We start from the raw sequence: 26,782 nt of genomic DNA, 5'->3' as shown, positions 1-26,782 counted from the left end.
CCTCCTCTCGATGTCAGGCGAGCTGGGTCTCGCGGGCCTTCTGCTGGATCCGGAAGATCACGAACTCGGCCGGGAAGACCGGCGCGACGCCGATGACGCAGACGAGCCGGCCGTTGGCCAGGTCGTCGTCGGTCATCGTGGTGCGGTCACAGGCGACGAAGAACGCTTCGGCGGCGGTCGTGCCCGCCAGCGCGCCGCTGCGCCAGACCGTGGTCAGGAAGTTCGACACCGTCTGCCGCACGAGCGCCCACAGCGCCTCGTCGTTCGGCTCGAACACGACCCACCGGGTGCCCTTGTCGATCGACTCCTCGAGGAACAGGAACAGCCGCCGGACGTTGACGTACTTCCACGAGCTGTCCGAGGACAGCGTGCGGGCGCCCCAGACCCGCTGGCCGAGGCCGGGGAAGAAGCGCAGCGCGTTGATCCCCCGGGGGTTCAGCAGGTCCTGGTGCCGTTTGGTGATGTCCGCGGCGAGGCCGTCGGTGAGCTTGATGCCGCGGATGACGACGTTCGCGGGCGCCTTGTGCACCCCGCGTTCGGTGTCGACGCGGGCGTAGATGCCGGCGATGTGGCCGGACGGCGGCACCTGGACGTCCTGACCGGTCGACGGGTCGGTGGTGACGAGCCACGGGTAGTACAGCGCCGCGTCCTTCGTGTCGAACGGCTCCCGGAAGGCTTGGATGCCTTCGATGTCCAGGCCGTCCTGCGGGTCGAGCACGGCGAAGCGGTCCTTGAGCGTCTCGCAGTGCGTGATCAGCGCGGACTCGACCGTCCCGGCCCACACGCCGGGCACCGCGCACACCGACACCTCGTCGATGTCCTCCAGCGCGACGATGCCGGTCCGGGCGCCGCTGCCGCCGTCCACGCCGACGAAGTCGGCCACGCTCAGGGAGCCGGGCGCGTCGTCCCCGCCGGCCAGGCCGAGCCAGGAACCCGTGGCCGGCACCGGGAAGTTCGCCGGGTCCGGAGACAAGCCGGGCAACGCGGTCACGGTCACCAGCTGCGACCGGGCCAGCGCCGCGGCCACCGCCGACGGGTCGCCGGTGAGCCGGACGTTGCCGAACGTCTCGGTCGCCGTCGTGCCGCCCGGGTCGGTGAACCGCGTGTCGATCCGGGCTTCGACGAGCGCGACGCGGTCGGTCTCGAAGAGGTCGGGGGCGGTGCCGTCGAAGGTGACGACGTCGTCGTGGACGGCTTCGACGTGCCGGACGCTGAGGTGCCGTCCGTCGTCGAACTGCACGACCGCGCCGGGGTACAGCCGGCTCGCGCCGCCGATCCGCAGCGCGGGCCCGGCCGCCGGGTTGGCCCGCCGCACGCGCTGCACGCCCAGCCCGGTGCGCCAGGCGTGGTGGGTGGTGCCGTCCGCGAAGGTGAGCGTGACCTTGCCGTCCGACGGCTGGCCCGCCTGGGCCCGGAACCGGCCCGGGCCGATCCGCACCCAGACCTCCCCCGGTTCCAGCCCGGCCGCCTCGGCGACCTGGACGGTCGGGCTGTCGGCGTCCGCGTCGGCGGTCAGCCGGGTGACGAACAGGGCGCCTTCGGCCGGGTCCGGCAGCACCGGCAGCGCCGCGCCCACCACCGGCTGGATCCGAACCTGGACGCCGCTGCCCCACGCGCCCGGGCTGACCGCGGTGAACTCCAGCGTCGCGTCGCCGCTGCGCGCGCCGACCTGGACGTAGTCGCCGCGGGCGGACCGGACGGCGGCGGTCAGCGGCGGGTCGAGCTCGACGCGCCGGGTGGTGAAGTCGTAGCCCGTGACGGTGGCGGTGCCGATCGGCTGGTCGTCGTCCCCGCGGAAGAGCCCCACCTGCTGGCCCTCCCCGGTGAACCCGAGCAGGTGACCGAGCTGGACGGCGGTGGCACCGCTCGCCGCGTCGGCGACGACCGGGCTCACCAGGCCGTGGCCCAGCCGGCCCGACGCGGGCGTGGCGTTCCGGCTCACGACGCGCTTGACGTACAGCCGCTCGCCGCCGTTGTCGAAGAACCCCTTGACCGCCAACGGGAACAGCCACCAGCGGCCGCCCTCGGCGGCGTTGCCCGCCCAGGCGTCGCGCACGGCGGCCCCGGGTTCCGGCAGGAAGCCGCCGAAGGTGCGCTGGTACTCCAGGAAGTTCGTGACCAGCTGGGGCTTTCCGGTGGCGGGACCGCGCACGGTAACCCCGGCCATGCCCGCCGTGCTGGTGCTCACCCCCGCGATCGGCCGCGGCCCCGCATCGATCTCCTCGACGAAGACCCCGGGGCTCAGGTAGTCGGGCATGGCTGGCTCCTCACTTCTTTCCTCACTGCTCGCGGATCTCGATGACATGGCGGGTCCCGGCGTCGGCGGGCAGCCGGACCTCCAGTGACCCGGTCCGGCCCGGCCGTTCGGTGGCCTCCAGCCGGAACGTCTCGGTGTTCCCGTCGCCCGCCTCGCCGTCCCAGCGCAGCGCCAGCCGGAAGGCGCCCAGCGCGCCGGTCAGCGTCCGCTCCTGCCACGGGACCAGGTCGACGCTCGTCCGGCCGCGCGCCTCGACCAGCGCGTTCGCCACGGGGTTGCGCGTCGCCGCGTCGACGACCACGCCGTGCACCGTGCGCACACCGGGCGGGTAGGCGAAGGTCTCCGACGGCAGGAGCCGGACGAGCCGGGGTGCCGGCGTGCCCTCCCCCGGCGCCGTGAACTCGACCCCGGCGGTGCCGGCGTCGAAGGGTTCGCCGTCGGCCGGGTAGAGCGGCCGGTACCCGGCGGCCTCGAACCGGGCGCGGTGCCGCTGCGCCTGCGCCGCGCGCCCGCCCAGGCCGGGATAGGCGAAGGCGGCGCTCGGGGTGCGGACGGCCGCGGTGTCCTGCGGCACCCAGACGCCGTCGACGAGCCGGTCCAGCAGCACCGCGACGCCGGCGCTGCGGACCTTGCGCGCGAAGTCGTCGAACGGCACGAGCCAGGCCGGGCTGGACAGCGTGTCGCGTTCGAAGGGCAGGAAGCTCACGAGGCCGTCACCCCGTCGATCACCCGGCTGCGCACCGGCCGGACCGCCAGCTCGGTCGCGACGTCGAGGTTGACCACGCGGACCTCGTAGTTCAGCGAAAGCCGGTAGGGCTTCTGGATCGCGTACCAGACCCAGGACTTCTGGTCGAGCGTGAGCGCGGTCAGGCTGAGGTGCAGCGCGTCGGTCGTGCCCGCGAGGCTGCCCGAAAGCTGCGGCCCGTCGAGGATGGCGTCGTCGTAGAACACCTGCAGCGCGCGGCCCAGCATGCGGTGCTGGGTCGGCTGGTCGCCGCCCCACGGCGTGATGAGGTACCGCAGCAGCAGCGCCATCGGCGGCTTGCGGGTGCGCGGCGGGTCCGGGGGCAGCGACCGCACCGGCGGGCGGTTGCGCGACGCCGGGTCTTCGGCGATCTCGTACAGGAAAACGGTGAGCATCGGCGGCGGCGGGGTGACCGGCTCGGACAGGTCGTGCAGCACCGCGATGGGCGGCTGCTCGCCGCCGAGGCTGCGCAGCGCCGTCGTCAACGCGGTCACGATCGTGGTCGAGACGTCGGCGATGACGCCGAAGTCGCCCATACCCATTCCTCCCCCGTGTGCACCTTCCCCCAGTGCGTCTCGAAAGGATGCCCGTTCCGCCGTGGCGCGATCGCGATTCCGCCGTCACGGGGGCGTCACCGCCGCGTTTTCCGGTTCCGGTTGACGGCGGGACACACACCGCGGCAACGCCCGTGTGACAGTGTTCCGGCATTCTTCACAGCGTGGAGGTTCCCTCGGAGCGCAACGGCATCCTGATCCTCCGCGTCTGGCTGGAAAGCGGGCGGCCGGACAATTTCCGCGCGCGCGTGTTCCGCTCGATCGGGCCGGATCAGGCCCCACCACTGGTGTTCAGCGAGGTGGACGACGTGCGCTCGGCGGTGCAGGACTGGCTCGACGAATTGCTCGGGCCGGGCGGTGACGGCCCCGCGACGCCCTGGTGACGTTCCCGCTCACCGCAATTCCGGGACACGATCTTGGAATTGCTCGTAATATGGTGGCGGAGTGTCACAGTGGATCACATCGTCCGGGGGGATCGATGACCTCGTCCGTCATCTCGTTACGCCTGCTGCACAGTTTCGCCCTGACTGTCGATGAGTCGAGGGTGTCGATTTGCCTGAGCGCGCAGCGGCTGCTGGCGTTCCTGGCGCTGCAGAACATTCCGCGCAGCCGCGCCTACGTGGCGGGCTCGCTGTGGCCGGACACGACCGTGCCCCGCGCGAACGCGAACCTCCGGTCGTCGCTGTGGCGGGCGACGCGGGCCGGCCACCCGGTGATCGACGCGTCCGTGCAGGAGATCGCCATCGCCGCCGACGTCGTGGTCGACGTGCACGACGCGGTCGACCGCGCGCACCGGCTGCTCGACCCGACGTGCCCGTGCGACGACATCCTCACCACGCGGACCCGCGCCGACCTGTCCGCGGACCTGCTGCCGGAGTGGTCGGAGAGCGAGTGGGTGCTGATCGAGCAGGAGCAGTACCACCAGCTGCGCCTGCACGCACTGGAGGCGATGACCGCCCGCCTGACCGCGGCCGGCCGCCACGGCGAGGCGGTCGCGGCGGGCCTGGCCGCGGTGCGCGCCGAGCCGTTGCGGGAAAGCGCGCACAGCGTGCTGATCAAGGCCCACCTGGCGGCCGGCAACCGCGGCGCGGCGCTCGGGCAGTACGACGTCTGCCGCCGGGCACTGGCCGACGAACTCGGCCTGGAGCCGTCGGACACCCTGACGGAACTCCTGCCGAAGGGACTCGTGAGCGCCGCCGCCGGATGAGACCACCGCTGCCCAGCTCCGATATCGAAGGCCCCAGATTGTCGTGAGTGGTAAGGCGAGTTAGAGCCCGCCTTACCACTCACGACAACCTGGGCGATCCGGGCCGGGCACCTGCGCCGGGTTCGATGCCGGGGCTAGTTCTGCGTCACCAGGCGTTCGACCAGCATCTGGCGCACCTCGTCGGCCGTCTCGGCGCCGGCCGCCTGGGTGACGGCCTGGGTCACCGCCGGTACCAGCTCGGCGACCAGCTTGCCCTGGAGCGCGCCGGCGAGCTGCTCGGCGTCGACCGGGTGGGTGGCCGAATCGGTGATCAGCTTCGTCACCGAGTCCAGTGCGGCGCCGAGCGCGCTGAGCTTCGCGTCCATGTCCTTGATGAACTGGGCGTAGTTGCGGTTCCCGCCGGCGTCGAAGACGTTGCCCCACATCATGGCCCGGAAGTCTTCGGGAGTGAACGGCATGTCAGCCTCCGTGGTGAGGTGGTTGTTCGTGTAGGACTCGTCGAGGTCGACGGCGCCCGCCGAGCCGGGCAGGGCGCCGCTGCTGGTGTACTGGTGCACGTCGTAGCGGCCGACGTACCGGGCCGAGCCCATCGCCTCCGGCCGGGCGCCGTAGCGGGCGATCACGATCACCAGGTCCGGCACGTCCCACAGGTCCGGCCGCAACGCGGCGGCGAACGACGCGCTCATGTAGACCGCGGGCCGCAAGCCCGCGGCCGCGACGTGCCGGCAGAAGGCGACCGCGAAGTCGCGGGCGAACCCGTTCGGGGTGAACGGGCTCTCCAGGTCCAGCATCGGGGCCACGCCGGTCGCGCCGAGCCGCGCGACCTGCCCCAGCAGGACGTCGGCCTGGGTCTCCGGGTCCGGCTTGAGCTGCGCGTAGTGGTAGCCCCCGACCGGGATGTCCCGCGATTTCGCGCCGGCCACGTGCGTGTCCGGCCGGTAGGTCACACCCCCGCGGGTGGTCGTGTAGGGCGCGCCGCCGTCGGACAGCTTCACCCACGCGAACGCGATGTCGTTGACCTGATCCCAGCGCAGACCCCGTTGGTAGTAGGGATGCAGGTCGGTTCCTCTGGCCATAGCCGGCCTCCTCGCTGGTCGGACCCTCCCTCGATACCGGACGGGCAGTGTGCGCAAGCGCGGCCGAGCCGTCACCACGCCGCACGGAATTGCCGCAAGAAAATAATCAACCTTCGCGTCCCGGTTTTCCCACGACGATTCCCCGCCAGGCCGGGATCAGGTGGTTCGCCATTGCCAGAACGACACCGGCCGCGACGCACGGCCAGCGGTCCGGAACCGGGCCGAGCACCCCATATCCGGCCGTGCCCGCCGCGAGCACCACTGCCCGGAAAACCACGGCCCACGACACCCTTTCGGCGCCGAAACACCCACACGGCATCCCCGGCCGCCGCGTCCGCAGGACCGTCGCGTAACCGGCGAAAGCGCAATAGAGGACACCTTGCGCGGCCACCGCCACCCGGCTCGTCGATGCCGTGACCAGCACGAACAGCACGGTCGCCCCCACCAGGAGCTCGGCGCAGGCGGTCACCGCCGCCACGAACGGCGGCCAGTTCGGCGGGACGAGGCGATGGGCGCGCAGGACCGCCCGGTGCGCCGGCGGCCGCGCCGCGTGGGCCGCGCCCGCCGTGATCAGAAGAATCGCCCCCGCCGCCGTCAGTGCGGTCAATACGGACGGCCAGAAAACCTGCATACACCCAATGTATTCGCCGACAAAAGTACCGTCCCCGATCGGACCAATCTCCGAAACCGTTCCGAAACGATCGTGGCGACCGCCGAATCCGTCGGCTAGTCTCACCGGGCGGATTCGGCGAAAACGGAGGTCTCATGGCGACCCGAAGATTGCGGCTGGTGGCGCCCGGAGGTGACCGGGTCACCGTGGACCTGCCCGCCGCCGCTCCCGTTTCGCACGTCGTGGCCGGGGTCCGCTTCGTCGGCGGCTCGTTCGGCACGGGGTTCCAGATCGGGCCGCGCGGCTACCACGACTTCGCCTGCACCCACGTCGCCCCGGCGCGGACCCGCGACCGGCTGGTCGTGCACGGCCGCGAGGTCGTCGTCGCCGAAGCCGACGACGGGCAGACGTCGCTCGCCACCCTCATCGGGGCTTACCACGAGCTGATGACCGTGTACGCCGGCCCGGCCCCGCACCGCGAACGCGTCCTGGCCCTGTTCGGCTCGCTGCGGATCGAAGACCACGTCGACGGCATGACCGTCGTCCCCCGCGCCGCGACCCTGCTCGACTCGGCCAACGAACACCTCGTCGTCGTGGTGCGCGACCACGGCTCGCTCTCGATCCCCGCCCCGCGGCACGCCTCGGCCCTGCTCCCCCGCCACGCCGGCGCACCCACGAAACACGGCGAGGTCTGGAAGGCCGGGTACGCGCGTTCGTACGTCCTCGGGTGCCCGGCGGGCGTGGCCGAGGTGCACCTCGCGGACACACCGGCGAAAACCGAGCGGGAACGGCTCGACTGGCTCGACGACATCGGCATCGCCTGGGACCGGGGATGACCCCGTCGCTCGCGTTCACCACCATCACCTGGGCGGCGATCGTCCTGCTGTTCTTCGGCCTGGCGGCCGTCCTGCGCGAGGTCCGGCTGCTGCGCGCGACGGTCGCCCGGACCACGGACGGGTTCGCCGCCGTGCCCCCGGATCTGGTTCTCGGCCCGCGGTTCGCCGGCGGCAGCCGGATCGTCGCCGCGGTCGATTCCGGCTGCCCGCTGTGCCTGGCCGTCGCCGAGCGGCTGGCCCGGCTCGGCGCGGAGGCCACGCTGCTGACCCACGAACCGCCGGCCACGTGGACGTCCCTCGCCCACGGGCTGCCGGTGATCAGCGACGGCGAAGCGTGGCGTTCGGTCTCCCACCTCTCGCCGCCGGTGCTGATGCTGCTCGACGAAAGCGGCCGCGTCCGCCGGATGGTGCTTCCCGTGCGGGCGGCCGAAGTGGACACCACACTGGCCGGCTGGGCCGGCCCGACGGCAGGAGGCGATCCCGGTGACGCTGGAGTCGGCGCGCATTCCCGACCTTGACCGGCCGGCGCCCGGCGCCGCGGGCACCCGCGCGGGCCGGAAGCTGAAGGCAGGCGGCACCCGGCGGGCGTTCCTGCGCGCGGTGGCGCTGGGGGCGCTGACGATCGGCGCCACCGCACTGGACTGGACCGGGCTGTCCCGCACCCGGCGGGCGAACGCCGAGTTCAGCCCGTACGGCATGCCGGGCTACGACCGCAACGACTGCCGGGACGCCTACCCCACCGGCTACCCGGAGTTGCCCGACACCAGCGGCGCCTACGTCAACGCCTACGCCGCCTGCTTCGGCGGCTTCTGGCGGGGCAGCACCTACTGCGAAGCGGGCTGGCACAAGTACGGCACCTACAACGAAAACGGCATCCAGGTCGACCACCAGCCGGTGTCCAACACGTGCGGCCAGTTCGTCGGCAAGAACGCCTGGCGGTGGACGACGCCGGACCAGAAGGTCTACCGCTGCTCCGACGGCTTCTCCACCTTCTGGGGCGGCGGGTACACCGGCCAGACGTACCTGACGATCTGCCGGGCCGCCCTTTGACGCACGCACCCTCGCGGCGCCGGTGGCACCCGCTGACCATCGCCGCCGGACTCCTGCTCGCCGCCGGTGCGGCGAGCGCGCTCGTCCCCTGGCTGGTGCCCAGCGCGTGGCTGGTGATGTGCGCGGCCGCCGGGTTCGCCACCAGCGGCTCCAGTTGAAGCCGGAACTCGGCCTTCGTGCTGAGCTCGCCGGTCTGGCGAGGCACTCCGGTACTGGCGTTCTGCGCCGGGCTCCTCGGCGGCGGCGTCCTGACCGCGGCCGTCCTGCTCGTGGCCGGTTCGCTGCTGCGCGCCCCGCTCCCGCCGGTGGCCCGCTGGGCACTGGTGGCCGTGGCGCTGGGTGCCGTGCTGCTGCGGGAAACGGGCGCGTGGTCGTTCCGGCTGCCGGAGAACCGGCGGCTCGTGCCGGACACCGTGTTCCGGCTCGGCCGCCACCTCGGGCCGCTGCAGTTCGGGTTCGAGATGGGCACCGGCGCCCGCACCTACCTGCCCAGCGGCCTGCCGTACGCCGCCGCGGTCGCGGTGGCCCTCACCGCGTCCGTGCCCGCCGCGCTGTGCGCGGGCGCCGGCTTCGGGATCGGCCGGGCGCTGATGACCACGGCGAACCTGCGCTACGACAGCGAAAACGGCTGGGACGTCGAATGGCGAGCCCACGGCCGGACGCTGAAAGTCCTGACCGGGGCCGCCTTTGTCGTCCCGCTCGCCGCGATCGCCGTCACGGCGTGGTCTGGTACGCCCTGAGCACGGTCTGGGTGAGCGTGTTGCCTTCCGTGTCACGGGCGGAGATGCGCAGCGACACGAACCCCGTGGGGTTGCGCACCACGGCGAGGCCGCCGTTCCCGATCCGCGCGGTGGGAGCCGCCGTCCACGTCACGCCGTCGTCGGCGGACGTCTCGACCCGCAGCTCCGCCAGCCGGAACTCGCCCGCGCCCGGCTGGCGCTGCGCGGTCAGCGCGAGGACGAACGGACGGCCCGCCGGGGCCCGGCTCTGGTCGTCGACCGCCCCCTCGGCCCGCACGACCAGCAGCGGCAACGGCACGGCCGGCGCCGCCGAGCCCGGCTCGTGGAAGGTCCAGACGACGTCCACCTTCGTGCCCACCACCGACCACGGCACACTGCGCGTGCCGGCCGCGTGCAGTGTGTAGGTGCCCGCGCCGTCCGGGATGGCGAACGCGCCGACGGCCGGGTTTTCGGTGGTGCCGAGCGGGACGCCGTCCCGCGACAGCGTCGCGGTGCCGGTGAGGCCGCCCGGCGGCGAGGTGTACTGCGCCGGGTCGCTGCCCGACACCAGCGGGATCGCGTACACCAGCTGGTTGCCGGCGCGGAGCACGCCCCAGCCGTCCTGCGGTTCCCCGAAGGCGGGCCCGACCGGGGCCCGGTTCCACCCCGCGCGCTGCGGGCCGGGCCGGTAGGTCCGGTACGAGTAGTTGTTTTCCGCGTCGGTCAGCGGATCCGGGTACACCGCCACGATGTGCTGCCAGCGCAGCCCGGTCGTGTAGTACTCGGTGCGCCGGCTCGGCAGCGCCTGCGGCACGATCTCGTAGGTTCCGCTGTCGGCGCCCGGGAAACCGAAGGTGACGTCGTCCAGGCGCAGGCTCTGCGCCGGGGCGCCCTGCGTGTGGTAGCGGGCGTCGACCACCGCGAGGTCGCGGTCGCGCACCCGGAACACCGGGTCGGCCGGAACGCGGCCGCGCTCCAGCAGGGCCAGCTGGTAGACGTAGCCGTCCGGGTCCGTCCCGGGTGGCCGGGCGGCCAGCGTGGCCCGGAAGTACATGGCGTACGTGTGGTCGGTGATCTGGCGGTCCGAGCCGACCGCGTAGAGCTCGTTGCCCGGTTGGACGGTCCAGGCCAGTGTGCTGGTGCGCGTTCCGGCCGGGTTGCCCGAGACCAGGCCGAGTTCGCCGCCCTGCAGCCGGGCGTCCGGGCGGTCGACCACCGCGCGCACCGGTTTGCCCGCGCGGGCGTCCAGGGTGATCGAGACGTCGCCGATGATGGGCTGCCCCGGCCGCGAGAACGCGGTCACCGCGGCCGGCCGGGTCTGGCCGGTGGGGTCGCCGGACACGTCGAACGCGTTGAGGTCGTAGGTGCCCTTGGGCACCCGCGCCACGGCCGTGCCGTCCGCGCCGAACGGGCGGACGCCGAACGCGGCGCCGGTCGCGGTGTCGACCAGGGTGGCGACCCCCGCGGTGAACTTCCCGTCCCGGCCGATCATCCGCACGGACACCGGGTAGCTCTCGCCCTCGAGCACCGCACCCAGCGCGGTCTGCACGGTGATACCGGGTGCCGTCGCGGTCAACCGGCCGCCGTACTGCCCGGCACCGGCCGCGCCCGTCCGGAGGGTGACGCCGACGTCGGCGCTGCCGTGCGCGGCGACGACCACCGACGCCGCCGTCGGCGTGAACAGCTGCGCCGGCGCGCCGTCCGGTCCGGTGGCGGTGGTGGCGAGCGCCAGCGTGACGGCGGCGTCGCCGTCGTTGCGGTAGGTCACGGTCTTCGTCACGGCCTGGGTGTGGGGCCAGGCCAGGAAGCCGTAGCCGAGGCTGCCGGTGGTGGCGGTGACCTGCTGGGTCACCGCGCGGCCCGCGTCGACCCGGCCGGCGCCCTGCTCGGCGACGGCGGCGGTGGGCTTCGCGGTGCTCGTCAGCGCGGCCTTGAGCCGGCCGGCGAGCCAGTCCGGGTGCCGCTGCAGCACCAGCGCCGCCGAGCCGGCGACGTGCGGTGCCGCCATCGACGTGCCGGACAGCCGGGCGTAGCTGTCGCCGACCGGTGCGGTGTCGCCGTCGCGGGTGCCCGCGGCCCGCGCCGAAACGATCCCCTCGCCCGGGGCGGCGATGTCGGGCTTCACCGCGTGGTCGCCCAGCCGGAAGCCGCGGTTGGAGAACGCGCTGGTGGTGTCCTGGGCGGACACGCTGCCGACGGCCAGCGCCGCGTCCGCCGCCGCGGGCGCGACCACCGGCCCGGGTTCGGGCAGGTCGTTCGAACGGTCGTTGCCCGCCGGGGCGACGAACAGCGTGCCGTAGCGGTCGCTGAGCGCGTCGACCGCCTGGGACACCGGATCGGTGCCGTCGGACGCGTCGCCGCCGAGGCTCAGGTTCACCACGCGCACCTTCGGCGCGATCCACTCCAGCCCGGCGATCACCGCGGACTCCGGGCAGCCGGCGGCGACGCAGACCTTGCCGCTGATCAGCTGCGCGTCCGGCGCCACCCCGCGGTAGCGGCCGCCGGACGCGGCGCCCGTGCCGGCGATGATGCCGGCGACGTGCGTGCCGTGCCCGAGGTCGTCGCTCGCGTCGGGCCGGGTGCCGGTGAAGTCCTTCGCCGCCAGGACCTTGCCCGCCAGGTCGGGGTGGTCGGCGCGCACGCCGGTGTCGAGCAGCCCGACCGTCACGCCGCGGCCGGTGTAGCCGGCCTCCCAGGCCACCGGGCCGCCGATCTGCGGGACGCTGACGTCGAGGGCGGGTTCGGCCAGGCCGTCCAGCCACACGCGGTCGACCCCGGCCCGCAGCGACGAGCCGGTTCCGGCGGTGAGCCAGGCCCAGAACTCCGGGCCGCGGCGCCGGTCCTGGCGCAGCGCGGTGCCGTGCACGCTCGGCAGGTCGCGGACCTTCGTGGCGGCGGGCGGCTCCGGCGCGGCCGCGGAAGCCGGTCGGGTCACGATCAGCGGGAGGGCGGGCGCGGAGTCGGCGAGGTGCTGCCGCAGCAGCTCCGAAACGTCGAACAGCCGCGGGTCCAGCCGGCCGGCGGCCACCAGCGGCAGCGCGTCCGAAGGCACCACGGAGACGTCCCCGGTCTTCGTGCCGGTGCGGGTTTCGCGGAAGAAGCCGATCCGCTCGCGGCCCGGCCCCGGTTCGACCACGACCGCCTCGCCGCCGCGGGAATCCCGCAGCACGCGCACGCGGTCGCCGGTGAGCAACGTGACCGTGTTCCCGGCCGCCACGGGCGCCGCGGCCGGTGCGGCCGGTGCGGCCGCGGCCGGCGGCGGGACCACGACCAGCGCGGCCACCACGACGGCCGTCATCGCCTTCTGTTCGCGACGCATGTCAGAACCCCTCCGCCGAGATCGTTTCCCATTGCCGGACCGCACAATGCCCCAGTTGTCGTCGGCGCTTTTCGACCGCGCGGTACGTTACACGCCATCGACGCTTGTTCCCGACCACCGGAATGGCGAATCACCCGGGTGTCGCAATGGGAAATTGATCTCGAAGGGACGGGGAAAACGGCGCGCCCGCCGGAGTGGCCGCCGGCGGGCGCAATGGGTCGAATCCTGGTCAGAAACCGGCCGCCTGTGCCGCGTTGAGCACCGGGATCCACGTGTTCGACGCGGCGCGCGCGTAGAACGAGTTCGTGGACCGGTCGCTGCCGGACGTCACCGCGAGCAGCTGGTTGCTGCCGTTGATGACCGGGCCGCCGCTCCAGCCACCGAAGGCGACGCAGTTGTTGGTGAACAGGTAGGTGTCGCCGTTGAAGCCACCGGCATCGCGGCCGTTGCCGATGCAGTGCAGCTGGTTCTGGCCGCCGTACATCTCCTGCGGGTAACCGTGGGTGTCCCAGCCGTTGATCACGCCGGAGTTGTTCGACACCCAGCCGAGGCCGCCGACCACGTTGGTGATCTTGTTGGCGCCCTGCGCGGCGATGGCCACGGTGGCCACGTCGTCTTCGTGGGTGAAGCCGTCGTTGCCGTGGTTGAAGTACGTCGTCGGGATCCAGAACGTCGCCGCGTTCCAGGTGCCCAGCGGGCGGCTGTTGTTGTCGTAGGAGGGGATGAAGATGAGGTTCTGGCTCCAGATCGACTGGCCGGCACCGCCCTGGAACACGCAGTGCGCCGCGGTCGCGACCACGCTCTTGCCGGTCGAGTTGATCACCGAGCCGGAGCAGACGTAGGTCAGGCCGTCGCGCGGGTTGAGGAAGAAGATCTTCCCGGTCACCCGCGTCTTGAAGTCCGAGGTGTACGGCCGGGCCAGCTGCGCGTTGCCGAACTGGTCACCGCCCGGGGTCAGCACCGGCGACGCCGACCGGGGCTGGGCCGCCACCTTGGGGGCGTCCTGGGCGACGGGTCTGGCGCTGCGCAGCCGCTCCGCCGTCCAGAACTTGCCCGCCTGCTCCTGGGTGAACCGGTCGGCCTGCGGGGACTGCACGACGCCGTCCGCCGGCGCGGCGGACGCGACCGGCGCGGCGACCAGCACGGCGCCGGCCACCAGACCGGCCGAAGCCAGCAGCGTTTTCAGCCGCAAAGCACGGATTCCCATATGTTTCCTCCTCCGGATGAATGCACGCCAAAGCCGGTATCGCGAAAATGGGTGCACTGTGCAGTGCGCTGAATGTGATCGGTTTTCCGATCCCCCATGATCGGCGATCCGGCAACCCCGCAAAAGTGGCGGCAGCTCGGGGCCGTCACACAGTGTTCCGTGCTCCCGAAGTGCCGTCAAGGTGAATGGACACCCGGAACATTCATGATTCTTTTCCGCCTGCACGCCGGGAAAGAAACGTGAAACTTACCGCGGCCGATTGCTCCGGCCGGGCCAACCCGGGGGCACAAGTGGGCTATGGCGCGGTGAGCTCGGCTACCAAGGCGGCCGGTGCGCCGTCAATGCCCGCGGGGGCAGCCTTTCCAGCCCGAGCGGCAGCCGGCCCCAGCGGCGCGGTCAGTCCACCGCCCGGCGCAACGCCCGGGCGAACACCTCGACGTCACCGACGGTGTTGTGGTGGTGGGCCGACATCCGCACGAACCGGTCCACCCCGGCGGCCGCCAGGTACAGCGGGGTGTGCGAGCCCAGCGCGACCCAGCCGGTCACGCCGTCCTCGGCGAGCACCGCGCGGATCCGGTCGGCCGGCACGCGTTCGTGCCGGAACGAAACGATCGGCGTGCGGCTGCGCGGCGGCCCCAGCACCCGGGCGCCCGGAGCCGCGTTCACCACGTCGTGCAGGGCGTCGATCACCTCGGGCGCCGGACCGCCCGGGTGGCTCAGCGCGTGCTCGGCCGCCGCGAGCAGGCCCAGGGTCACCGCGTTGCTGCGCTCGGCCGTCTCCAGCCGGGCCGCCGTCGGGTCCGTCAGCCGGAACCGGTGCAGGGACTCCACGTCGGCGGCGTGCAGGTCGGCGAACCCGGGCTCCAGCCGGTCCCGCAGATCCGGCCGGACGTAGGCGAAGCCGCTCCCCCGCGGCCCGCGCAGGAACTTGCGGCCGGCCGCCGTCAGCACGTGGCAGCCGATCGCCGAGACGTCGACCGGGCGCTGCCCGACCGTCTGACAGGCGTCCACCACGTAGACCGCCGCCGAGCCCGCCAGCACCGCGCCGATCCGCTCGACCGGCAGCAGCACCCCCGCGCCCGAAGGCATGTGCACGACCGAGACGAGCGCGACCCGGTCGTCGAGGCGGGTGCGCATCCAGTCCAGGTCGAGCTCGCCGTCCGGGCCGAGCGGGACGACCTCCAGCGTGCAGCCGCGGCGGCGGGCCAGCAGCTGCAGGGCGATCAGGTTGCCGGCGTATTCGTAGGGCGTCAGCCAGATCCGGCTGCCGGGCGGCACGGGCAGCCGGTTCACCACCCGGCACCACGCGTCCGTCGCGCTGCCGAACAGCGCGATCTCCGCCGGCCGCGCGCCGACCAGTTCCGCGAGCCGCGCGTACACCGTGCTCGTCAGCTCGGTTTCGTGGAGCGCCTCGGCCTCGTAGGGGCCCACCTCGGCTTCCAGCGCGAGGTAGGCGGCCATCACGCGCGGCACCGCGGGGGCCGGGATCCCCGCGCCCGCGGTGTTGAAGTGGATGCGCCGCCCGGTCACGAACGCCCGGTCGCCGCGTCGCCGGCACGGCCTGCCTCGGTGCCCTGCAACGCCGCCAGCGCGGCCATTTCGGCGAAACTGCGGTCCGCGGCGCGCGGGTCCCCGCCGGCGCGCCGCCAGTCGCGGTACTTGGCCGCGTAACTGATCAGCGTTTCCTTGCCCCGTTCCTTCCGGGTGCGGGTGACGATTCCGGCCCACAACGCGTCCCAGCGGGCGTAGGCGCGGTCGCCGAGCAGCACCTCGTGCGCTTTTTTCATGTTCCAGAACGGCACCCCGGTGTTGAGGTGGTGCACCAGGTGGAAGTTGTCGTTGTGCCGGCCGAGCAGGAAGCGCTCCACCGCCCAGCCGTGGCGGTTGCGGGTCATCAGGATCTGCCGGTCTTCGCTCTCCGGCAGCGGGTAGTGCTCGGCCAGTTCCGACAGCCAGCCGATCGCGATCGCGGTCGTGAACAGCGGGACGATCCACAGCAGCAGGAATTCCGGGAGGAACCCGCCGATGGCGAGGAACGTGAGGATCACGGCCCACAAACCGGCCAGGATCCACCGTTCGGCGCGCAGGCTGACCGGCATCGACACCGTCACCTGTTCCTGTTTGAACAGCACCCGGTCCTCGACGACGTAACGCACGTATTCGAGCGTCCTCAGGCCGATCACCGCGAACAGGATGTTGCGCAGGAAGAACGTGCGGTTCGACGTGCGGGGGTCGTAGATGCCGACCTCGCGGTGGAAGCTGTAGTCCGGGTCGCGTTCTTCGTCGCCGAGGTTGCGGTGGTGCAGGCCGATGTGCGAACTGCGGTACGGGTTGTACAGGTGGAAGACCAGGTGCGCGGAGAACACCGTGCCGAGCAGCAGGTTCAGCGCGGGGTTGCGGGCGAGCACCTTGTGCGACGCCTCGTGCAGGATGTTGACCAGCGCGCGCTGCGTCGAGCCGATGAGGACGACCGAGACGGGGTAGCACCACCAGGACACCCCGACGCACAGGAAGACCGCGGCGGCGATGACGGCGTAATCGAACAGCAGGCCCAGCACGGCGTGGTAATTGTCGGTCTTGCACAGCTCGCGGAGCCGCCGCCGGATTTGCGGGGAAAGCCTGCTGAAATCGAAGTCGAGATGGGCAGGCTGGTCAGCGAACGCGGAGGACATCGGGCCTTCCTCTGGACAAGGGCAGCACACCGGCGTTCACCGGGAACCCCCGGCGCGCTGCGGCTCTTGCGCCGGCGCGCGGCCGGCACCGGCCTCGGCGGCCGGAACCCGGCCGCGGCCCGGCGGCCATGGCGGTGGCGCATGGAATGGTGGAGCGGGATTCTTGCCGTTATCCGGGAAACCGGCCGGTCAGGAGGGCCAGTCGATGTCGGAGTCCGAATCGGAGCCGCCACCCGAAGGCGAGCGGAGCCGGGCTGCCGACCGGCCGTCGAACGACGGCGAAGTGCATGCGAAACCGGAACGAATGTCTATCCGAGAGCAGACCATGATTGACGAACATCCCCCGCGTGATCTTGTGAAATTCACCCCTGGCAAATAGGCACGAAAGCCACGAACCCACACTACGACGGCTGGCAAAGTTTGGCAATACCGGGTTGCAGCCCGAACCGGGGAACTTCTGACCGGCGTGACCCGCGACGCGCAGGGGCGGTACCTGCGGCGATCCGTTCACGCGGCGGGACCGGCGCGGACCGCGTACGCTGGGCGCCGCCTCGACGAACGTGGCCCCCACGCCCGGCCGACATGCCGGGCGTCGCCGGGGTTTGCCAACGGTTGCCCGGGTAGGCACAATACAGGGAACGTCCCCTCGCCGACGCTCCCGCGCCCGGCCCTAGTGAACAGCCTCGAGGTTCAAATGCTGAAACAGCCCGATTTCGGGCAGCGACTGAGGGCCCTCCGGCTGGCCAGCGGCCTCTCCCAGGCCGACCTCGCCGGCGGCACCATTTCGACCGGCTACCTCTCGCGCCTGGAGTCCGGTGCCCGCCCGCCGACGGCCCGTGTCATCGCCCACCTGAGCGAACGGCTGGGCCTGCCCCTCTCGGCGTTCGAGAGCGAGCAGGCTTCTTCGCTGGCCCAGGTGCTCGCGTCGGTGACCTCCGCCTCCGAAGCGGACCTCACCGAGCTGCTGGTCGAGGCGCTGCAGTCCGACGGCGAGCAGGCACCCGCGCTGCGCTGGCAGGCGCTGTGGCTGCTGGCCAGGATGCGCGACACCCAGGGACGGCACGAGGACGAGCACGCGCTGCTGCTCGAGCTGACCGACCTCAGCGACCGGCTGGCCGCACCGGAACTGCAGGCCAGGGTGGCCACGCGGCTCGCCAGGTGCGTGCGCATCCTCGGTGACATCGACCAGGCGCGCGACTACGCCGCCAAGGCCGTGGAGCTGACCACCACGCTGTCGGTGTCCGACCGGGTCGCCGCGCTGCACGAGCTGGTGTCCGCGGAGGCCGAGGGCGGCCGGCTCGCCGAGGCCAGCGCGCACGCCGACGACCTGTGCAAGCTCACCGAGGCCGGTGGCGGCAGCGCGTACACGAAGGCCCTCTGGGCCTCGGCGACGGTCTGCATCCGCCGCGGCGCCCACGCCGAGGCCCGTACCGCCATCGAGCGGGCGCTGGAGAGCCTGGACAGCCGCGAGGACCTGCACCTGTGGATGCGCCTGCGGCTGGCCGCGGCATCGCTGTACCTGCAGGTCACGCCCCCGCAGACCGAGCAGGCGCGGCAGCGGCTCGACGAGATCGGCCCGGTGCTCGACCTGATCGGCACCGAGCTGCACCGGCAGCAGGCCCTTTCGCTGCGGGCCCACCTGGCCTACGACGAGGGTGACCTGGCCACCGCGCGGGAGCTGTGCGCCGAAGCGGAGGGGATGGGCATGTGGCTGTCCTTCCGCGACCGGATCCGGCTGGAGGCGCTGCAGAGCAAGCTGGCCATCCTGGACGGCAACGCCGAAAGCGGGGTCCTGAAGCTGAAGGAGCTCGCCCAGCAGGCCCAGGAGCAGCACAACGTCGACCTGGCGGCGGACATCTGGCGGAGCGTGGCGGAGATCCTGGCCAGCATGCGCCAGGCGCAGGTCTGAGTCTCACGCCGGCACGATCGCCAGCGCGTCGACCTCCATCAGCAGGTCCGGCCGGTAGAGGGCCACGACCTGCACGACCGTGCTCGCCGGGAGGCGGGCCGGGTCGATGAACTCGTCGCGCACGGCGAGCACGGCCGGCACGTGCGCGATGTCGGTGAGGTAGTAGTTGAGCCGGATGACGTCGGCGAACCCCGCCCCCGCGGCCGCGAGGCAGCCCCGCAGGTTCTCGAACACCTGGCGGGCCTGGGCGGCGGGGTCGCCGGCGCCGACGAACGTGCCGTCGGCGGCGAAGGGCATCTGCCCGGCCAGGGCGATCACCCGGCCGGTGCCCAGCACGACGTGGTGGTAGCCGTCGCTGGGGAACACCCCGTCGGGCTCGGCGATGCGGGTGAGCGCCATGGTCGTCTCCTCGGCGGAAGTCAGTGGCCGGCCAGCAGCCGGCGCAGCCAGCCGACCCGGGTGTCGTGGGCGGTCCGGGAGATCAGGGCGTCGGGCACCCATTCGTCGAAGCTGTGGAACGCGCCGGACCAGACGTGCAGCTCGGCGCTCCCGCCGGCTCGCCACAGGCGGGTGGCGAACTCGATGCCTTCGTCGCGCAACGCCTCGACCGAGCCCACTTCGAGGTAAGCCGGCGGCAGGCCGGACAGGTCTGCCGCCCGCGCGGGCGCGGCGTAGGGCGAAACCCCGTCGGTGCCGCGGCGCTCGCCCAGCAGCGCGGTCCAGCCGGTGCGGTTGGACCGGCCGTCCCACATCCCGATGGTCTCCATCCGGACCGCCGACGGCGACGTGCAGCGGTCGTCCAGCATCGGGAACTGCAGGAACTGCCCCAGCAGGGCCGGGCCGCCCCGGTCGCGGGCCAGCAGCGCCAGCCCGGCGGCCAGCGCGCCTCCGGCGCTGTTGCCGCTGACCACGATCCGCGTGGGATCGAGCCCGAGTTCCGCCGCGTTCGCGGCCAGCCACACCAGTCCCGTGTAGCAGTCTTCGACGGGGATCGGGTCCGGGTGTTCCGGCGCGAGCCGGTAGTCGACCGCGACGACCGCGCACTGCGTCGCCTGCGCCCGGTCGAGCTCGCCCACCAGCTCGGTGCTGCGGGGGTGGCCGGCGACCATGCCGCCGCCGTGGGTGTGGAAGACGACCGGGTGCGGCCCCGGCCCGGCGGTGGGCAGGCAGAGCAGCAGCGGGACGTCGCCGTGCGGCCCGGGCACCAGCCGTTCGGCCGTCGTGAAGGCACCGCCGCGGCGGATCTCGGCGTCGGACAGGCTCGCGGCCTTGCTCGCGGCCCGCCGTTCCGGGATGAGTTCGGGGGTGAGGGACGGGCGGCCGTCGAGGATCGCGCGCAGCGGCGCGTCGAGCTCGGGCTCGAACGGCGGCACCCGGGTGTCCGGTGTGGTCACAGTGTCGCTCCGGTGCTCGGGCGCGGACGGCCGCGCCGGAAGTGGTCGTGGACGGGCCGCGGGTCCCGGGCGGCACCCGCGGCCCGGGCCTCACATGCTCGCGCCGGCGCCCTTCGTGAACTCCGCGGTGTCGCCCTGGACGGCGAGACCGGGCTGCCCGTCGACGCCGACGGTCGTGGTGCCGGCGACGGTCACCCGCTCGCCGCGGCGGTGCTGGTCGCCGTAGTCGCGGACCGCGTAGTGCATCGTCGCCTGGTTGTCCCAGACCAGCAGGTCGCCGACCTGCCACCGCCACCGGACGGTGTACTCGGGCCGGGTGGCGTACTCCATCAGCGTCCGCAGCAGGTCCCGCCCGGCCTGCGGGCTGTAGCCGGAGACGCGGCGGGCGAACCCGCCCAGCAGCAGGGCGCGCTCGCCGGTCTCCGGGTGCACCCGGACCGCCGGGTGTTCCGACGCGAAGACGTGGTTGACGAAGTTGGACTTCGCGGTGCCGGAGTAGGTGGCGTCGGTGAAGTCCGAGTCGTTGCAGTGGACGACCCGCAGCGTGTCGGCGAGCGCCCGCAGCCCTTCGGGCAGCCCCTGGTAGGCCGCGGCCGTGTTCGCGAAGAGGGTGTCGCCGCCGACCGGCGGGCAGACCACGTTGTGCAGGATCGCGAACGCGGGCGGGTTCTCCATGTAGGAGAAGTCGACGTGCCAGTAGTTTGCGCGCGTTCCCTCGCCACGGGAGTCCATCTCGCGCAGCAGCGGCCGGCCTTCCGGGCCGCCGTAGATCGGGTGCCCCAGGGTCAGGTTGCCCAGTCTGCGGCCGAAGGCGACCAGCTGGTCGTAGTCGAGCTGCTGGTTGCGCAGGAAGATCACCTTGTGCGTCAGCAGCGCCGACCGGAGGCCGGCGACGACTTCGTCGCTCAGCTCCGCCGCCGCGTCCACGCCGTGGATCTCGGCGCCGACGTTGCCGGTGACTTGCCGGACATCCACGCCGACGGAACTCGCGGGCGCCATGAGTTCGGTCATGTTCGTGCACCTTTCCGATCGGGCCGCTCCCGGGACCCGTCCCACGTTGCCAGATATTGCCTACAATGGCAACATCTTGGTAAATCCGCCGATCGACGACGGGATCGAGGACGTGCTGATGATCGACACCGAGAAGGTGGCGGCGATCCGGGACGAACGGATCGACTGGAGGTTCAAGGGGCTCCCCGTGGCGCTGGAGGGCGACACGATCGGGGCCGCCGCAGACCGGCGGCTCACCCTGTTCGGCGACGAGTTCCTGGGGCCGGTGCTCACCCTCGACGAGACCGCACTCGACCACAACATCACCACGATGGCCAAGTGGTGCGCCCAGCGCGGCGTCGAGCTCGCGCCGCACGCCAAGACCACGATGGCGCCCCAGCTCTGGGCCCGGCAGCTCGCCGCGGGCGCGTGGGGCCTGACCGCGGCCAACGCGGCCCAGCTGCGGGTGTACCGCGCGTTCGGCGTGTCCCGCGTCCTGTTCGCCAACCAGCTGGTGGACGCCGCCGCCTTGCGCTGGGTGGACCGGGAACGGGCCGCCGATCCGGCGTTTTCCTTCGCCTCCTTCGTGGATTCCGTGGCGGTGGCCGACCGCATGGAGGCGTCACTGCGCGAGGTCGGCGCCCAGCCGGTCGACGTGCTGGTCGAGCTGGGCCGGACCGCCGGCCGCGCCGGGGCGCGGTCGCTCGAGGACGCGCTCGCCGTGGCCCGGAAGGTGGCTGCCAGTCCCCTGCTGCGCCTGGTCGGCGTCGGCGGCTACGAGGGCGTGCTGGTCAACGACCCGTCGCCGCACAGCCTCGCGGTGATCGACGACTTCCTGCGGCGCATGCGCGAACTGACGATCACGCTGGCCGGCGAGGGGTTGTTCGAGACGGACGAAATCCTGCTCACCGCCGGGGGAAGCTGCTTCTTCGACCGGGTGGCCGACATCTTCGCCGGTCCGTGGCCGGGGCTGTCGGTCACCACCGTGCTGCGCAGCGGCTGCTACGTCACGCACGACGACGGGTTCTACCGCTGGATGTCCCCGTTCTCCCGCGGCGAAACCGGCTCCCTGCGTCCCGCGATGCGGTTGTGGGCCCGCGTGACGTCGCTGCCCGAGCCCGGGCTCGCCCTGCTGACGGCGGGGAAACGGGACCTGTCCTTCGACGCCTGGCCGCCGGAGCCGCAGGTCGTCCGCACGGCCGACGGAACCGTCCGCGCCCTGCCGGACTGCGTGATCAAGCAGGTGAACGACCAGCACGCCTTCGTCACGCTGCCGCCGGACCACGGCGTGGCGCCCGGCGACTGGGTGGGGCTCGGGCTGGCCTACCCCTGCACCGCGTTCGACAAGTGGGCGCTCATCCCGGTCGTGCGCGGCGAAACCGTGGTCGACTTCGTCCGCACGTACTTCTGACGCGGTGGTGGCAGGGGCCGATCGCTCCTGCCACCACCGTCTCGTCAGTAGGACACGTCGCCGCGGAGGTGTTCGCTGGGCCGGCCGTCGACCCCGACCGGCACGGTCCCGGTGACCGTGACGCGCTCGCCGAGCCGGTGCGCGGTGCCGTAGTCGTGGACCGCGTAGTGCATCGTCGCCTGGTTGTCCCAGATCGCCAGGTCGCCGGTCTGCCACCGCCACCGGACCGTGTGCTCCGGCTTGGTCGCGTACTCGTGCAGCACGCGGATGAGGTCGCGGCCGGACTGCGGGCTGAAGCCCACCGCCCGCCGCGCGAAGCCGCCGATCAGGATCGAGCGCTCGCCGGTCTCCGGGTGCACCCGGACCGCGGGGTGCTCCGCTTCGAAGATGTCGGTCAGGTAGTTCGTGCGGTAGCCGCCGTCGCTGTAGGTGTCGTCGGTGTAGTCGCAGTCGTTGGAGTGCACGATGCGCAGCCCGTCGGCCAGCGCGCGCAGCCCGGCGGGCAGGTTCGCGTACGCCGCCGCGGTGTTGGCCCACAGGGTGTCGCCGCCCACCGGCGGGCAGACCTTGTTGTGCAGGAACGCGAACGACGGCGGCTTCGCCAGGTAGGTCAGGTCGGTGTGCCAGTGGTTGGCCCGCGTGCCTTCGCCGCGCGAGTCCATCGCCCGCAGGTGCGGGCGGCCGTCCGGGCCACCGTAGATCGGGTGGCCGAGGGTGAGCTCGCCGAACCGCTCGGCGAACGCGACCTGGCTGTCGTAGTCCAGCCGCTGGGCGCGCAGGAACACCACCTTGTGCTCAAGCAGCGCCTTCCGGATGGCGGCGACGGTGGCGTCGCCGAGCGGCGCACCGGCGTCCACGCCGCGGATCTCGGCGCCGATGCTGCCGGTCAGCTTGCCGACCTCGACGTCGGTGGCGGTCGAGAGCGTTTCGGTCATGGGACACGCCTTTCCTGGTCTCCGGATGTCCGGGCACGGAACGGGATAGCCTCCATGCTGACACAGGTTGCCAAGTCAGGCAATGCGCTCTAGCTGCGTATATCGTGAATCAGACGGCGGTCTTGTTGACGAACGTTGCCAAGACTGAAGCGGTGTGTTGTCATCGTGGCGGAGGGCCGATGAACCAGGCGATCGAGCGGAAACCCGGTGTGGTGGTCCGGGAGCCGGCGTTGCGGAGAACGCTGGCCCTGGACTACCTGGCGTGCTGCTTCGGGCGGTTCACGCTGATGCCCGTGCTGGCGATCATGCTGGCCGCGGGCAGCGGGGGCGCGGCCTGGGCCAGCACGGGCGTCGGCCTGTTCGGCTTCATGCTCTGCGCCGGGCTCGCCGCGCTGCCGGTCACCCGGTGGCTGCCCAAGTTCCCGTACGTGGTGAGCCTGCCCGCCAGCATGGTGTGTTCCGCCGCCGGGTTCGGGTTGCTGCCCTACACGCACCACGCCGTGCTCACGATGGCACTGCTGTTCCTCGGCGCGTTCGGCATCAGCGTGCACGCCACGCTGGTCCGGGTGCTGGTCCGCGAGGTGGTCCACGGCGAAACCGGGCGCAACACGATCTACTCGATCCAGCAGATCGCCACGAACGCGGCGGCCGCGGTCGGCCCGTTCGCCGCCGGGGTGCTCTACGTGGCGGGTGACGCGCGGCCGCTGCTCGCGGTGATCGCCCTCGCCTACGTCCTGGCGGGGGTGACGTTGCTGGCCGGCCTGCCGCGCGGGCTCCGCCCGTCGGACGCCCTGCGCGAACGCGTCCGCGGCCCCTCGCACCTGCTCGCCACGCTGCGCGGCCGCGAGGCGCGCCGGACCTCGCTGATCACGGTGGCCGGGGCGTTCGTCTACGCGCAGTTCTACTCGGCGTTCGCGCTGCTCGTCGGCTTCGCGGTCGACTCGGCGCTGCTGCGCGGCGCACTGCTCGCCGGCCCCCCGGTGGCCATCGCCCTGCTGCAGACCCCGGTCACGGTGGCCGCCAACCGGTTCCTGCGCACCGGCGTGCGCCCCGTTCGGATCCTCGCGCTGGCCACCCTGGTGTTCGGCGTGGCGATGCTGCTGCTCGGGCTGGGGCTGCCGGTCGTGGTGGCGGCCACGGCGGCGATGGCGGTGTTCGCGGTCGCCGAGATGCTCTTCACCCCGATGGTGAGCACGGCGTTCAGCCGGCTCCCCGGCCCGTCCGCGCTGGCCGCGTCGAACCTGCAGGGCGTCGCGTGGACGACCGGCGAAGCCCTCGGTTCCCTGTGCGGCGGCGCGCTGTTCCTGCTCGGCTACCACCACGGCGCCGGCCAGTGGTACTGGCTCGCCCTCGCCGCGGTCGCCGTCCTGGCCGCGATCCCCTACTTGGCCGGCCGCCGGTCCACAGTGGACTGATCGGCCGCAGCGGCGTCCACGACGAATTCCACCGACGACGTCAGCTCCACCGCGAGCGCCCGCGCCCGGGCCGGGCTGTCGGCGCCCACCACGACGACACCGGCGCGGTCGGTCGACTGCCGGATCGGGCCGAGCACCGCGCCCGGGGCCACCGTCAGTTCCGCGTACAGCACATCGGGGTGAGCCGTCACGGCGTCCCAGCCGCGGACCGCGAGCAGGCGCCCGGGCGGCGGGGCGAGGAAGTACGCCGCCGCCGCGCGGCTCGGGGCCGGTACCGGCCCGGCGGCGCGGCCGAGGACGTCGTCGAAGACGAGGCCGAACAGCTCGAGCCCCGGGATGGCGTGCGCCAGCAGCAGGTGCAGCCAGTCCCCGCCCGGACGGCCGTGGACCTCGCCCAGCACCACCCCGCCGCCGGTCAGCCACAGCTCGACGTGGAAGATCCCGAACCGCAGGTCCAGCGCGGTGAGCGCCCCGGTGACCTGCCGCTCGATCTCGCGCCGGGTGCCCGGCGGCAGCTCGGCGGGCAGCACGTGGCCCACCTCCACGAAACCCGGCGGGGGCAGCGTTTCCTTCGCGGTGATCGCGAGGACCCGGGGCCGCCCGCCGAGGAACACGCCCTCCACGCTGAATTCGGGACCCCGGACGAACTCTTCGATCAGGAACAGCCCCGGATCGGGCAGCTGACGCACGGCCCCGGGCAGTTCGGCGGCGCTGCGCACCTTCCGCACCCCGATGCTGGCCATCGCGTCCCGCGGCTTGACCACCCACGGGCCGGCCGATCCGGCGGTGAAGGCGGCCGCCTCGGCGACGGAGGTGCACAGCCGGACGGCGGGTTGCCGGAACCCGGCCGCCGCCAGCGCGGCCCGGCACTCGTCCTTGTTCCGGACCAGCCGCACCGCGTCCGGCGGGTTGCCCGGGGCGCCGAGCGCCGCCGCGGCTTCGGCCGCGGCGACCACCACGGTGTCGCGCAGGCCGAGCACGACGTCGAACGGCTCGCCCTGCTCCCGCACCCACCGCACGCTTTCCGCCGCATCTTCCGGGTCGACGGCCGAGACCGTGTCGGCGAGCGCGCCGACCCGGGCCGTCGCGGCGAGATTCGCCTCGGTGTTCGTCAAGTGGGACCGGAGGCCCCTGGCGCGCGCCTGGGTCAGGGCCGCGGTGGCGATGTCCAGGCTCGAGGCGACCGGGCCCGCGCCGCCGAGGAACAGGAACCCGGTCATGCCTCCTCCCCTTGTCCGCGAAGCCGGTAGACGCGGTCCTTGAGATCGCCGATCGCTTTGTGGTCCGCGGCCAGCAAGGCCGCGTCCGGCCCGGCCAGGAAGATGCGCAGCGGGCTGGTCAGCAGGTCCTCGGTCGGGCGCAGCCGCGCGCCGGGGGCGAGCTTGACGGTCACCGCGTGCACGGTGGGCAGCGCGGCGATCTCGTCGACGACCGCCTGGTCCACCGATTCGACGACGCCGTCGGCCGTCGTGCTCGTGTTGTGCACGACGGCGTGGCAGCGCCGGGAGTACCCGCCTCCGGTGAACTCGTCCGGGCGCACGAAGGCGAGCGCGGTCAGGTCGGCCTGGTTGCCGCCGAGGCAGCGGTCGTGGAAGCCGGGGTGCATGTTCCCGTTCAGCCGGGCGGCGATCTCGACCAGCGCGGGCCCGTCCGGCGTCATGATCACCTCCGCGTGCGCGGGGCCGTGCCGGATGCCGAGCGCGGCCAGCACGCCGTCGACGTACTCGACCAGCTCCGGCACCGGGGCGGTGCCCGGGTCGAGCAGCACGTCCCGGTCGTAGATCGGTTTCCCGGCCGCCGTCGTGGTCTTGACGTATTCCCAGACGCCGCAGACGTACCGCCGCCCGTCGCGGCTCACGGTGTCCACAATGTACTCGGTGCCGGGGAGGAACGACTGCGCCAGCACCGAGGTGTTGCGCTCGCCGAACATGGTCGTGTTCGCCAGGACCACGCGCGCCGCCCGGTCCGCCTCGGCGGCGGTGCGGCAGATGGCGACGTCTTCGGTGGACGCCGAACCGAGCGGCTTCACGACCACCGGGTAGCCGGTCCGGTCCGCCCACGCGACGACGTCACCGGCCGACGTGGCGACGCACTGGCGGGCGCAGCGGAGGCCCGCCGCCCGCAGGGTTTCGATCATCACGTACTTGTCCCGCCGGGCCGACGACAGGCGCGATCCGTTGCCGGGCAGCCCGAGCCGCTCGCCGAGCGCGTCGGCGAGCGGCACCCCGGACTCGGCGCCGGCCACGACCGCCACCGGGTCGTGCGCCGCCAGCGCCGCCACCACGCCGGGGATCGCCGCGGCAGCCGGACACGCGAGGTCGGCCCGGTAGCGGTCCAGGTCGGGCGGCGCCATCGAGGGCATCAGGTCCGCCGAGCTGCGGACGTGGACGACGTCGGCGCCGAGCCGGCGGAAGGCCGGTGGCAGGAAGTTCCCGGTGGAGTAACCGTCGACGATCACCGCGGTTCGGGCAGCCAT

Annotated in this window: 25 protein-coding genes; 10 read left to right on the top strand and 15 right to left on the bottom strand. The window is 72.8% G+C overall.

Annotated elements, in window-relative coordinates:
- Positions 1-13: 13 nt before the first annotated feature.
- Genes OO60_RS02185 through OO60_RS02175 form a run of 3 tightly spaced genes read right to left on the bottom strand, consistent with a single transcriptional unit; the run spans position 14 to position 3,538 of the window.
- Entirely contained in the window at positions 14-2,257 is a 2,244-nt protein-coding gene (locus OO60_RS02185; RefSeq protein WP_004561205.1) for a phage tail sheath C-terminal domain-containing protein, read from the bottom strand.
- 22 nt (positions 2,258-2,279) lie between these two features.
- Positions 2,280-2,963 carry a hypothetical protein gene (locus OO60_RS02180; protein WP_033260693.1) on the bottom strand — a complete coding sequence of 228 codons (684 nt, stop codon included), beginning with the start codon at positions 2,961-2,963 and terminating at the stop codon, positions 2,280-2,282.
- Entirely contained in the window at positions 2,960-3,538 is a 579-nt protein-coding gene (locus tag OO60_RS02175; protein ID WP_003079856.1) for a Pvc16 family protein, read from the bottom strand. The genes OO60_RS02180 and OO60_RS02175 overlap by 4 nt, the downstream gene beginning before the upstream one ends.
- 182 nt (positions 3,539-3,720) lie before the next feature.
- Between OO60_RS02175 and OO60_RS02170 the strand changes: the two genes are divergently transcribed.
- Both OO60_RS02170 and OO60_RS02165 read left to right on the top strand, forming a co-directional pair.
- Positions 3,721-3,939 carry a hypothetical protein gene (locus OO60_RS02170; protein ID WP_003079853.1) on the top strand — a complete coding sequence of 73 codons (219 nt, stop codon included), beginning with the start codon at positions 3,721-3,723 and terminating at the stop codon, positions 3,937-3,939.
- 161 nt (positions 3,940-4,100) lie between these two features.
- Positions 4,101-4,763, top strand: coding sequence for an AfsR/SARP family transcriptional regulator (locus OO60_RS02165; RefSeq protein ID WP_003079850.1), 663 nt, complete (start codon positions 4,101-4,103; stop codon positions 4,761-4,763).
- Positions 4,764-4,897: 134 nt separating this feature from the next.
- Here the strand turns inward: OO60_RS02165 and OO60_RS47355 are convergent, their stop codons facing one another.
- Positions 4,898-5,839, bottom strand: coding sequence for a glycoside hydrolase family 25 protein (locus OO60_RS47355; protein WP_003079847.1), 942 nt, complete (start codon positions 5,837-5,839; stop codon positions 4,898-4,900).
- 106 nt (positions 5,840-5,945) lie between these two features.
- Positions 5,946-6,575, bottom strand: coding sequence for a MauE/DoxX family redox-associated membrane protein (locus OO60_RS02155; protein ID WP_240490679.1), 630 nt, complete (start codon positions 6,573-6,575; stop codon positions 5,946-5,948).
- Between the two features lie 29 nt (positions 6,576-6,604).
- On the opposite strand from OO60_RS02155, the gene OO60_RS02150 reads away from it, so the two are divergent.
- The 5 genes from OO60_RS02150 to OO60_RS02135 are packed head-to-tail and all read left to right on the top strand — an operon-like array spanning position 6,605 to position 9,075.
- Positions 6,605-7,285, top strand: a complete 681-nt coding sequence (locus tag OO60_RS02150) for a hypothetical protein (RefSeq protein WP_033260692.1) — start codon at positions 6,605-6,607, stop codon at positions 7,283-7,285.
- The gene (locus OO60_RS02145; protein WP_033260691.1) at positions 7,282-7,803 is read left to right on the top strand and encodes a hypothetical protein; all 522 of its coding nucleotides are present in this window, start codon (positions 7,282-7,284) and stop codon (positions 7,801-7,803) included. The genes OO60_RS02150 and OO60_RS02145 overlap by 4 nt, the downstream gene beginning before the upstream one ends.
- Positions 7,769-8,335, top strand: a complete 567-nt coding sequence (locus tag OO60_RS02140) for a hypothetical protein (RefSeq protein WP_003079840.1) — start codon at positions 7,769-7,771, stop codon at positions 8,333-8,335. Before OO60_RS02145 ends, OO60_RS02140 begins: the two co-directional genes overlap by 35 nt.
- A complete protein-coding gene (locus tag OO60_RS47040; protein WP_003079837.1) occupies positions 8,332-8,493 on the top strand; it encodes a hypothetical protein in 162 nt (53 codons plus the stop codon). The genes OO60_RS02140 and OO60_RS47040 overlap by 4 nt, the downstream gene beginning before the upstream one ends.
- A gap of 18 nt (positions 8,494-8,511) precedes the next feature.
- On the top strand, positions 8,512-9,075 hold the full coding sequence (locus tag OO60_RS02135) for a hypothetical protein (protein WP_003079834.1): 564 nt from the start codon (positions 8,512-8,514) through the stop codon (positions 9,073-9,075).
- Here OO60_RS02135 and OO60_RS02130 read toward each other — a convergent pair.
- From OO60_RS02130 to OO60_RS02115, 4 genes are all read right to left on the bottom strand, one after another.
- A complete protein-coding gene (locus OO60_RS02130; protein WP_033260690.1) occupies positions 9,050-12,373 on the bottom strand; it encodes a S8 family serine peptidase in 3,324 nt (1,107 codons plus the stop codon). The genes OO60_RS02135 and OO60_RS02130 overlap by 26 nt on opposite strands.
- Before the next feature lie 229 nt (positions 12,374-12,602).
- On the bottom strand, positions 12,603-13,580 hold the full coding sequence (locus tag OO60_RS02125; RefSeq protein WP_033260689.1) for a trypsin-like serine peptidase: 978 nt from the start codon (positions 13,578-13,580) through the stop codon (positions 12,603-12,605).
- A 396-nt stretch (positions 13,581-13,976) separates the two neighbouring features.
- Entirely contained in the window at positions 13,977-15,110 is a 1,134-nt protein-coding gene (locus OO60_RS02120) for an aminotransferase class V-fold PLP-dependent enzyme (protein WP_003091173.1), read from the bottom strand.
- Entirely contained in the window at positions 15,107-16,252 is a 1,146-nt protein-coding gene (locus OO60_RS02115; protein WP_003091174.1) for a fatty acid desaturase family protein, read from the bottom strand. The genes OO60_RS02120 and OO60_RS02115 overlap by 4 nt, the downstream gene beginning before the upstream one ends.
- Positions 16,253-16,946: 694 nt before the next feature.
- Here OO60_RS02115 and OO60_RS02110 point away from each other — a divergent pair.
- Positions 16,947-18,161, top strand: coding sequence for a helix-turn-helix domain-containing protein (locus OO60_RS02110; RefSeq protein WP_004561715.1), 1,215 nt, complete (start codon positions 16,947-16,949; stop codon positions 18,159-18,161).
- Between the two features lie 3 nt (positions 18,162-18,164).
- On the opposite strand, the gene OO60_RS02105 is transcribed toward OO60_RS02110, so the two are convergent.
- From OO60_RS02105 to OO60_RS02095, 3 genes are all read right to left on the bottom strand, one after another.
- Positions 18,165-18,560: a RidA family protein gene (locus OO60_RS02105; RefSeq protein ID WP_004561714.1), complete on the bottom strand. Its 396-nt coding sequence runs from the start codon at positions 18,558-18,560 to the stop codon at positions 18,165-18,167.
- A 20-nt stretch (positions 18,561-18,580) separates the two neighbouring features.
- Positions 18,581-19,555 carry an alpha/beta hydrolase gene (locus OO60_RS02100; protein WP_004561712.1) on the bottom strand — a complete coding sequence of 325 codons (975 nt, stop codon included), beginning with the start codon at positions 19,553-19,555 and terminating at the stop codon, positions 18,581-18,583.
- 90 nt (positions 19,556-19,645) lie between these two features.
- Positions 19,646-20,566 (bottom strand): TauD/TfdA dioxygenase family protein, encoded by a 921-nt coding sequence (locus tag OO60_RS02095; protein ID WP_004561711.1) that lies wholly within the window; start codon positions 20,564-20,566, stop codon positions 19,646-19,648.
- Positions 20,567-20,684: 118 nt separating this feature from the next.
- Here OO60_RS02095 and OO60_RS02090 point away from each other — a divergent pair, with 118 nt between their 5' ends.
- Complete coding sequence (locus OO60_RS02090) at positions 20,685-21,956, top strand: amino acid deaminase (protein ID WP_033260893.1); 1,272 nt, start codon at positions 20,685-20,687, stop codon at positions 21,954-21,956.
- Positions 21,957-22,000: 44 nt separating this feature from the next.
- Here OO60_RS02090 and OO60_RS02085 read toward each other — a convergent pair whose 3' ends face one another.
- A complete protein-coding gene (locus tag OO60_RS02085) occupies positions 22,001-22,891 on the bottom strand; it encodes a TauD/TfdA dioxygenase family protein (protein ID WP_004561709.1) in 891 nt (296 codons plus the stop codon).
- Between the two features lie 179 nt (positions 22,892-23,070).
- On the opposite strand from OO60_RS02085, the gene OO60_RS02080 reads away from it, so the two are divergent.
- Complete coding sequence (locus OO60_RS02080; RefSeq protein WP_004561708.1) at positions 23,071-24,306, top strand: MFS transporter; 1,236 nt, start codon at positions 23,071-23,073, stop codon at positions 24,304-24,306.
- Here the strand turns inward: OO60_RS02080 and OO60_RS02075 are convergent.
- Positions 24,273-25,526: an ATP-grasp domain-containing protein gene (locus OO60_RS02075; protein ID WP_033260688.1), complete on the bottom strand. Its 1,254-nt coding sequence runs from the start codon at positions 25,524-25,526 to the stop codon at positions 24,273-24,275. The genes OO60_RS02080 and OO60_RS02075 overlap by 34 nt on opposite strands.
- A complete protein-coding gene (locus OO60_RS02070; protein ID WP_033260687.1) occupies positions 25,523-26,782 on the bottom strand; it encodes an ATP-grasp domain-containing protein in 1,260 nt (419 codons plus the stop codon). Before OO60_RS02070 ends, OO60_RS02075 begins: the two co-directional genes overlap by 4 nt.

This window comes from Amycolatopsis vancoresmycina, assembly GCF_000716785.1.
In the GTDB taxonomy this organism is placed as follows: Bacteria; Actinomycetota; Actinomycetes; order Mycobacteriales; family Pseudonocardiaceae; genus Amycolatopsis; species Amycolatopsis vancoresmycina.
This window is presented reverse-complemented; position numbering and strand designations above follow the sequence as displayed.

Bases quoted from the DNA above. Each gene is read 5' to 3' on its own strand.
- OO60_RS02185 (WP_004561205.1), bottom strand. From the start codon at position 2,257: ATGCCCGACTACCTGAGCCCCGGGGTCTTCGTCGAGGAGATCGATGCG.
- OO60_RS02175 (WP_003079856.1), bottom strand. From the start codon at position 3,538: ATGGGCGACTTCGGCGTCATCGCCGACGTCTCGACCACGATCGTGACC.
- OO60_RS47355 (WP_003079847.1), bottom strand. From the start codon at position 5,839: ATGGCCAGAGGAACCGACCTGCATCCCTACTACCAACGGGGTCTGCGC.
- OO60_RS02150 (WP_033260692.1), top strand. From the start codon at position 6,605: ATGGCGACCCGAAGATTGCGGCTGGTGGCGCCCGGAGGTGACCGGGTC.
- OO60_RS02145 (WP_033260691.1), top strand. From the start codon at position 7,282: ATGACCCCGTCGCTCGCGTTCACCACCATCACCTGGGCGGCGATCGTC.
- OO60_RS02130 (WP_033260690.1), bottom strand. From the start codon at position 12,373: ATGCGTCGCGAACAGAAGGCGATGACGGCCGTCGTGGTGGCCGCGCTG.
- OO60_RS02125 (WP_033260689.1), bottom strand. From the start codon at position 13,580: ATGGGAATCCGTGCTTTGCGGCTGAAAACGCTGCTGGCTTCGGCCGGT.
- OO60_RS02115 (WP_003091174.1), bottom strand. From the start codon at position 16,252: ATGTCCTCCGCGTTCGCTGACCAGCCTGCCCATCTCGACTTCGATTTC.
- OO60_RS02110 (WP_004561715.1), top strand. From the start codon at position 16,947: ATGCTGAAACAGCCCGATTTCGGGCAGCGACTGAGGGCCCTCCGGCTG.
- OO60_RS02105 (WP_004561714.1), bottom strand. From the start codon at position 18,560: ATGGCGCTCACCCGCATCGCCGAGCCCGACGGGGTGTTCCCCAGCGAC.
- OO60_RS02095 (WP_004561711.1), bottom strand. From the start codon at position 20,566: ATGACCGAACTCATGGCGCCCGCGAGTTCCGTCGGCGTGGATGTCCGG.
- OO60_RS02090 (WP_033260893.1), top strand. From the start codon at position 20,685: ATGATCGACACCGAGAAGGTGGCGGCGATCCGGGACGAACGGATCGAC.
- OO60_RS02085 (WP_004561709.1), bottom strand. From the start codon at position 22,891: ATGACCGAAACGCTCTCGACCGCCACCGACGTCGAGGTCGGCAAGCTG.
- OO60_RS02080 (WP_004561708.1), top strand. From the start codon at position 23,071: ATGAACCAGGCGATCGAGCGGAAACCCGGTGTGGTGGTCCGGGAGCCG.
- OO60_RS02075 (WP_033260688.1), bottom strand. From the start codon at position 25,526: ATGACCGGGTTCCTGTTCCTCGGCGGCGCGGGCCCGGTCGCCTCGAGC.
- OO60_RS02070 (WP_033260687.1), bottom strand. From the start codon at position 26,782: ATGGCTGCCCGAACCGCGGTGATCGTCGACGGTTACTCCACCGGGAAC.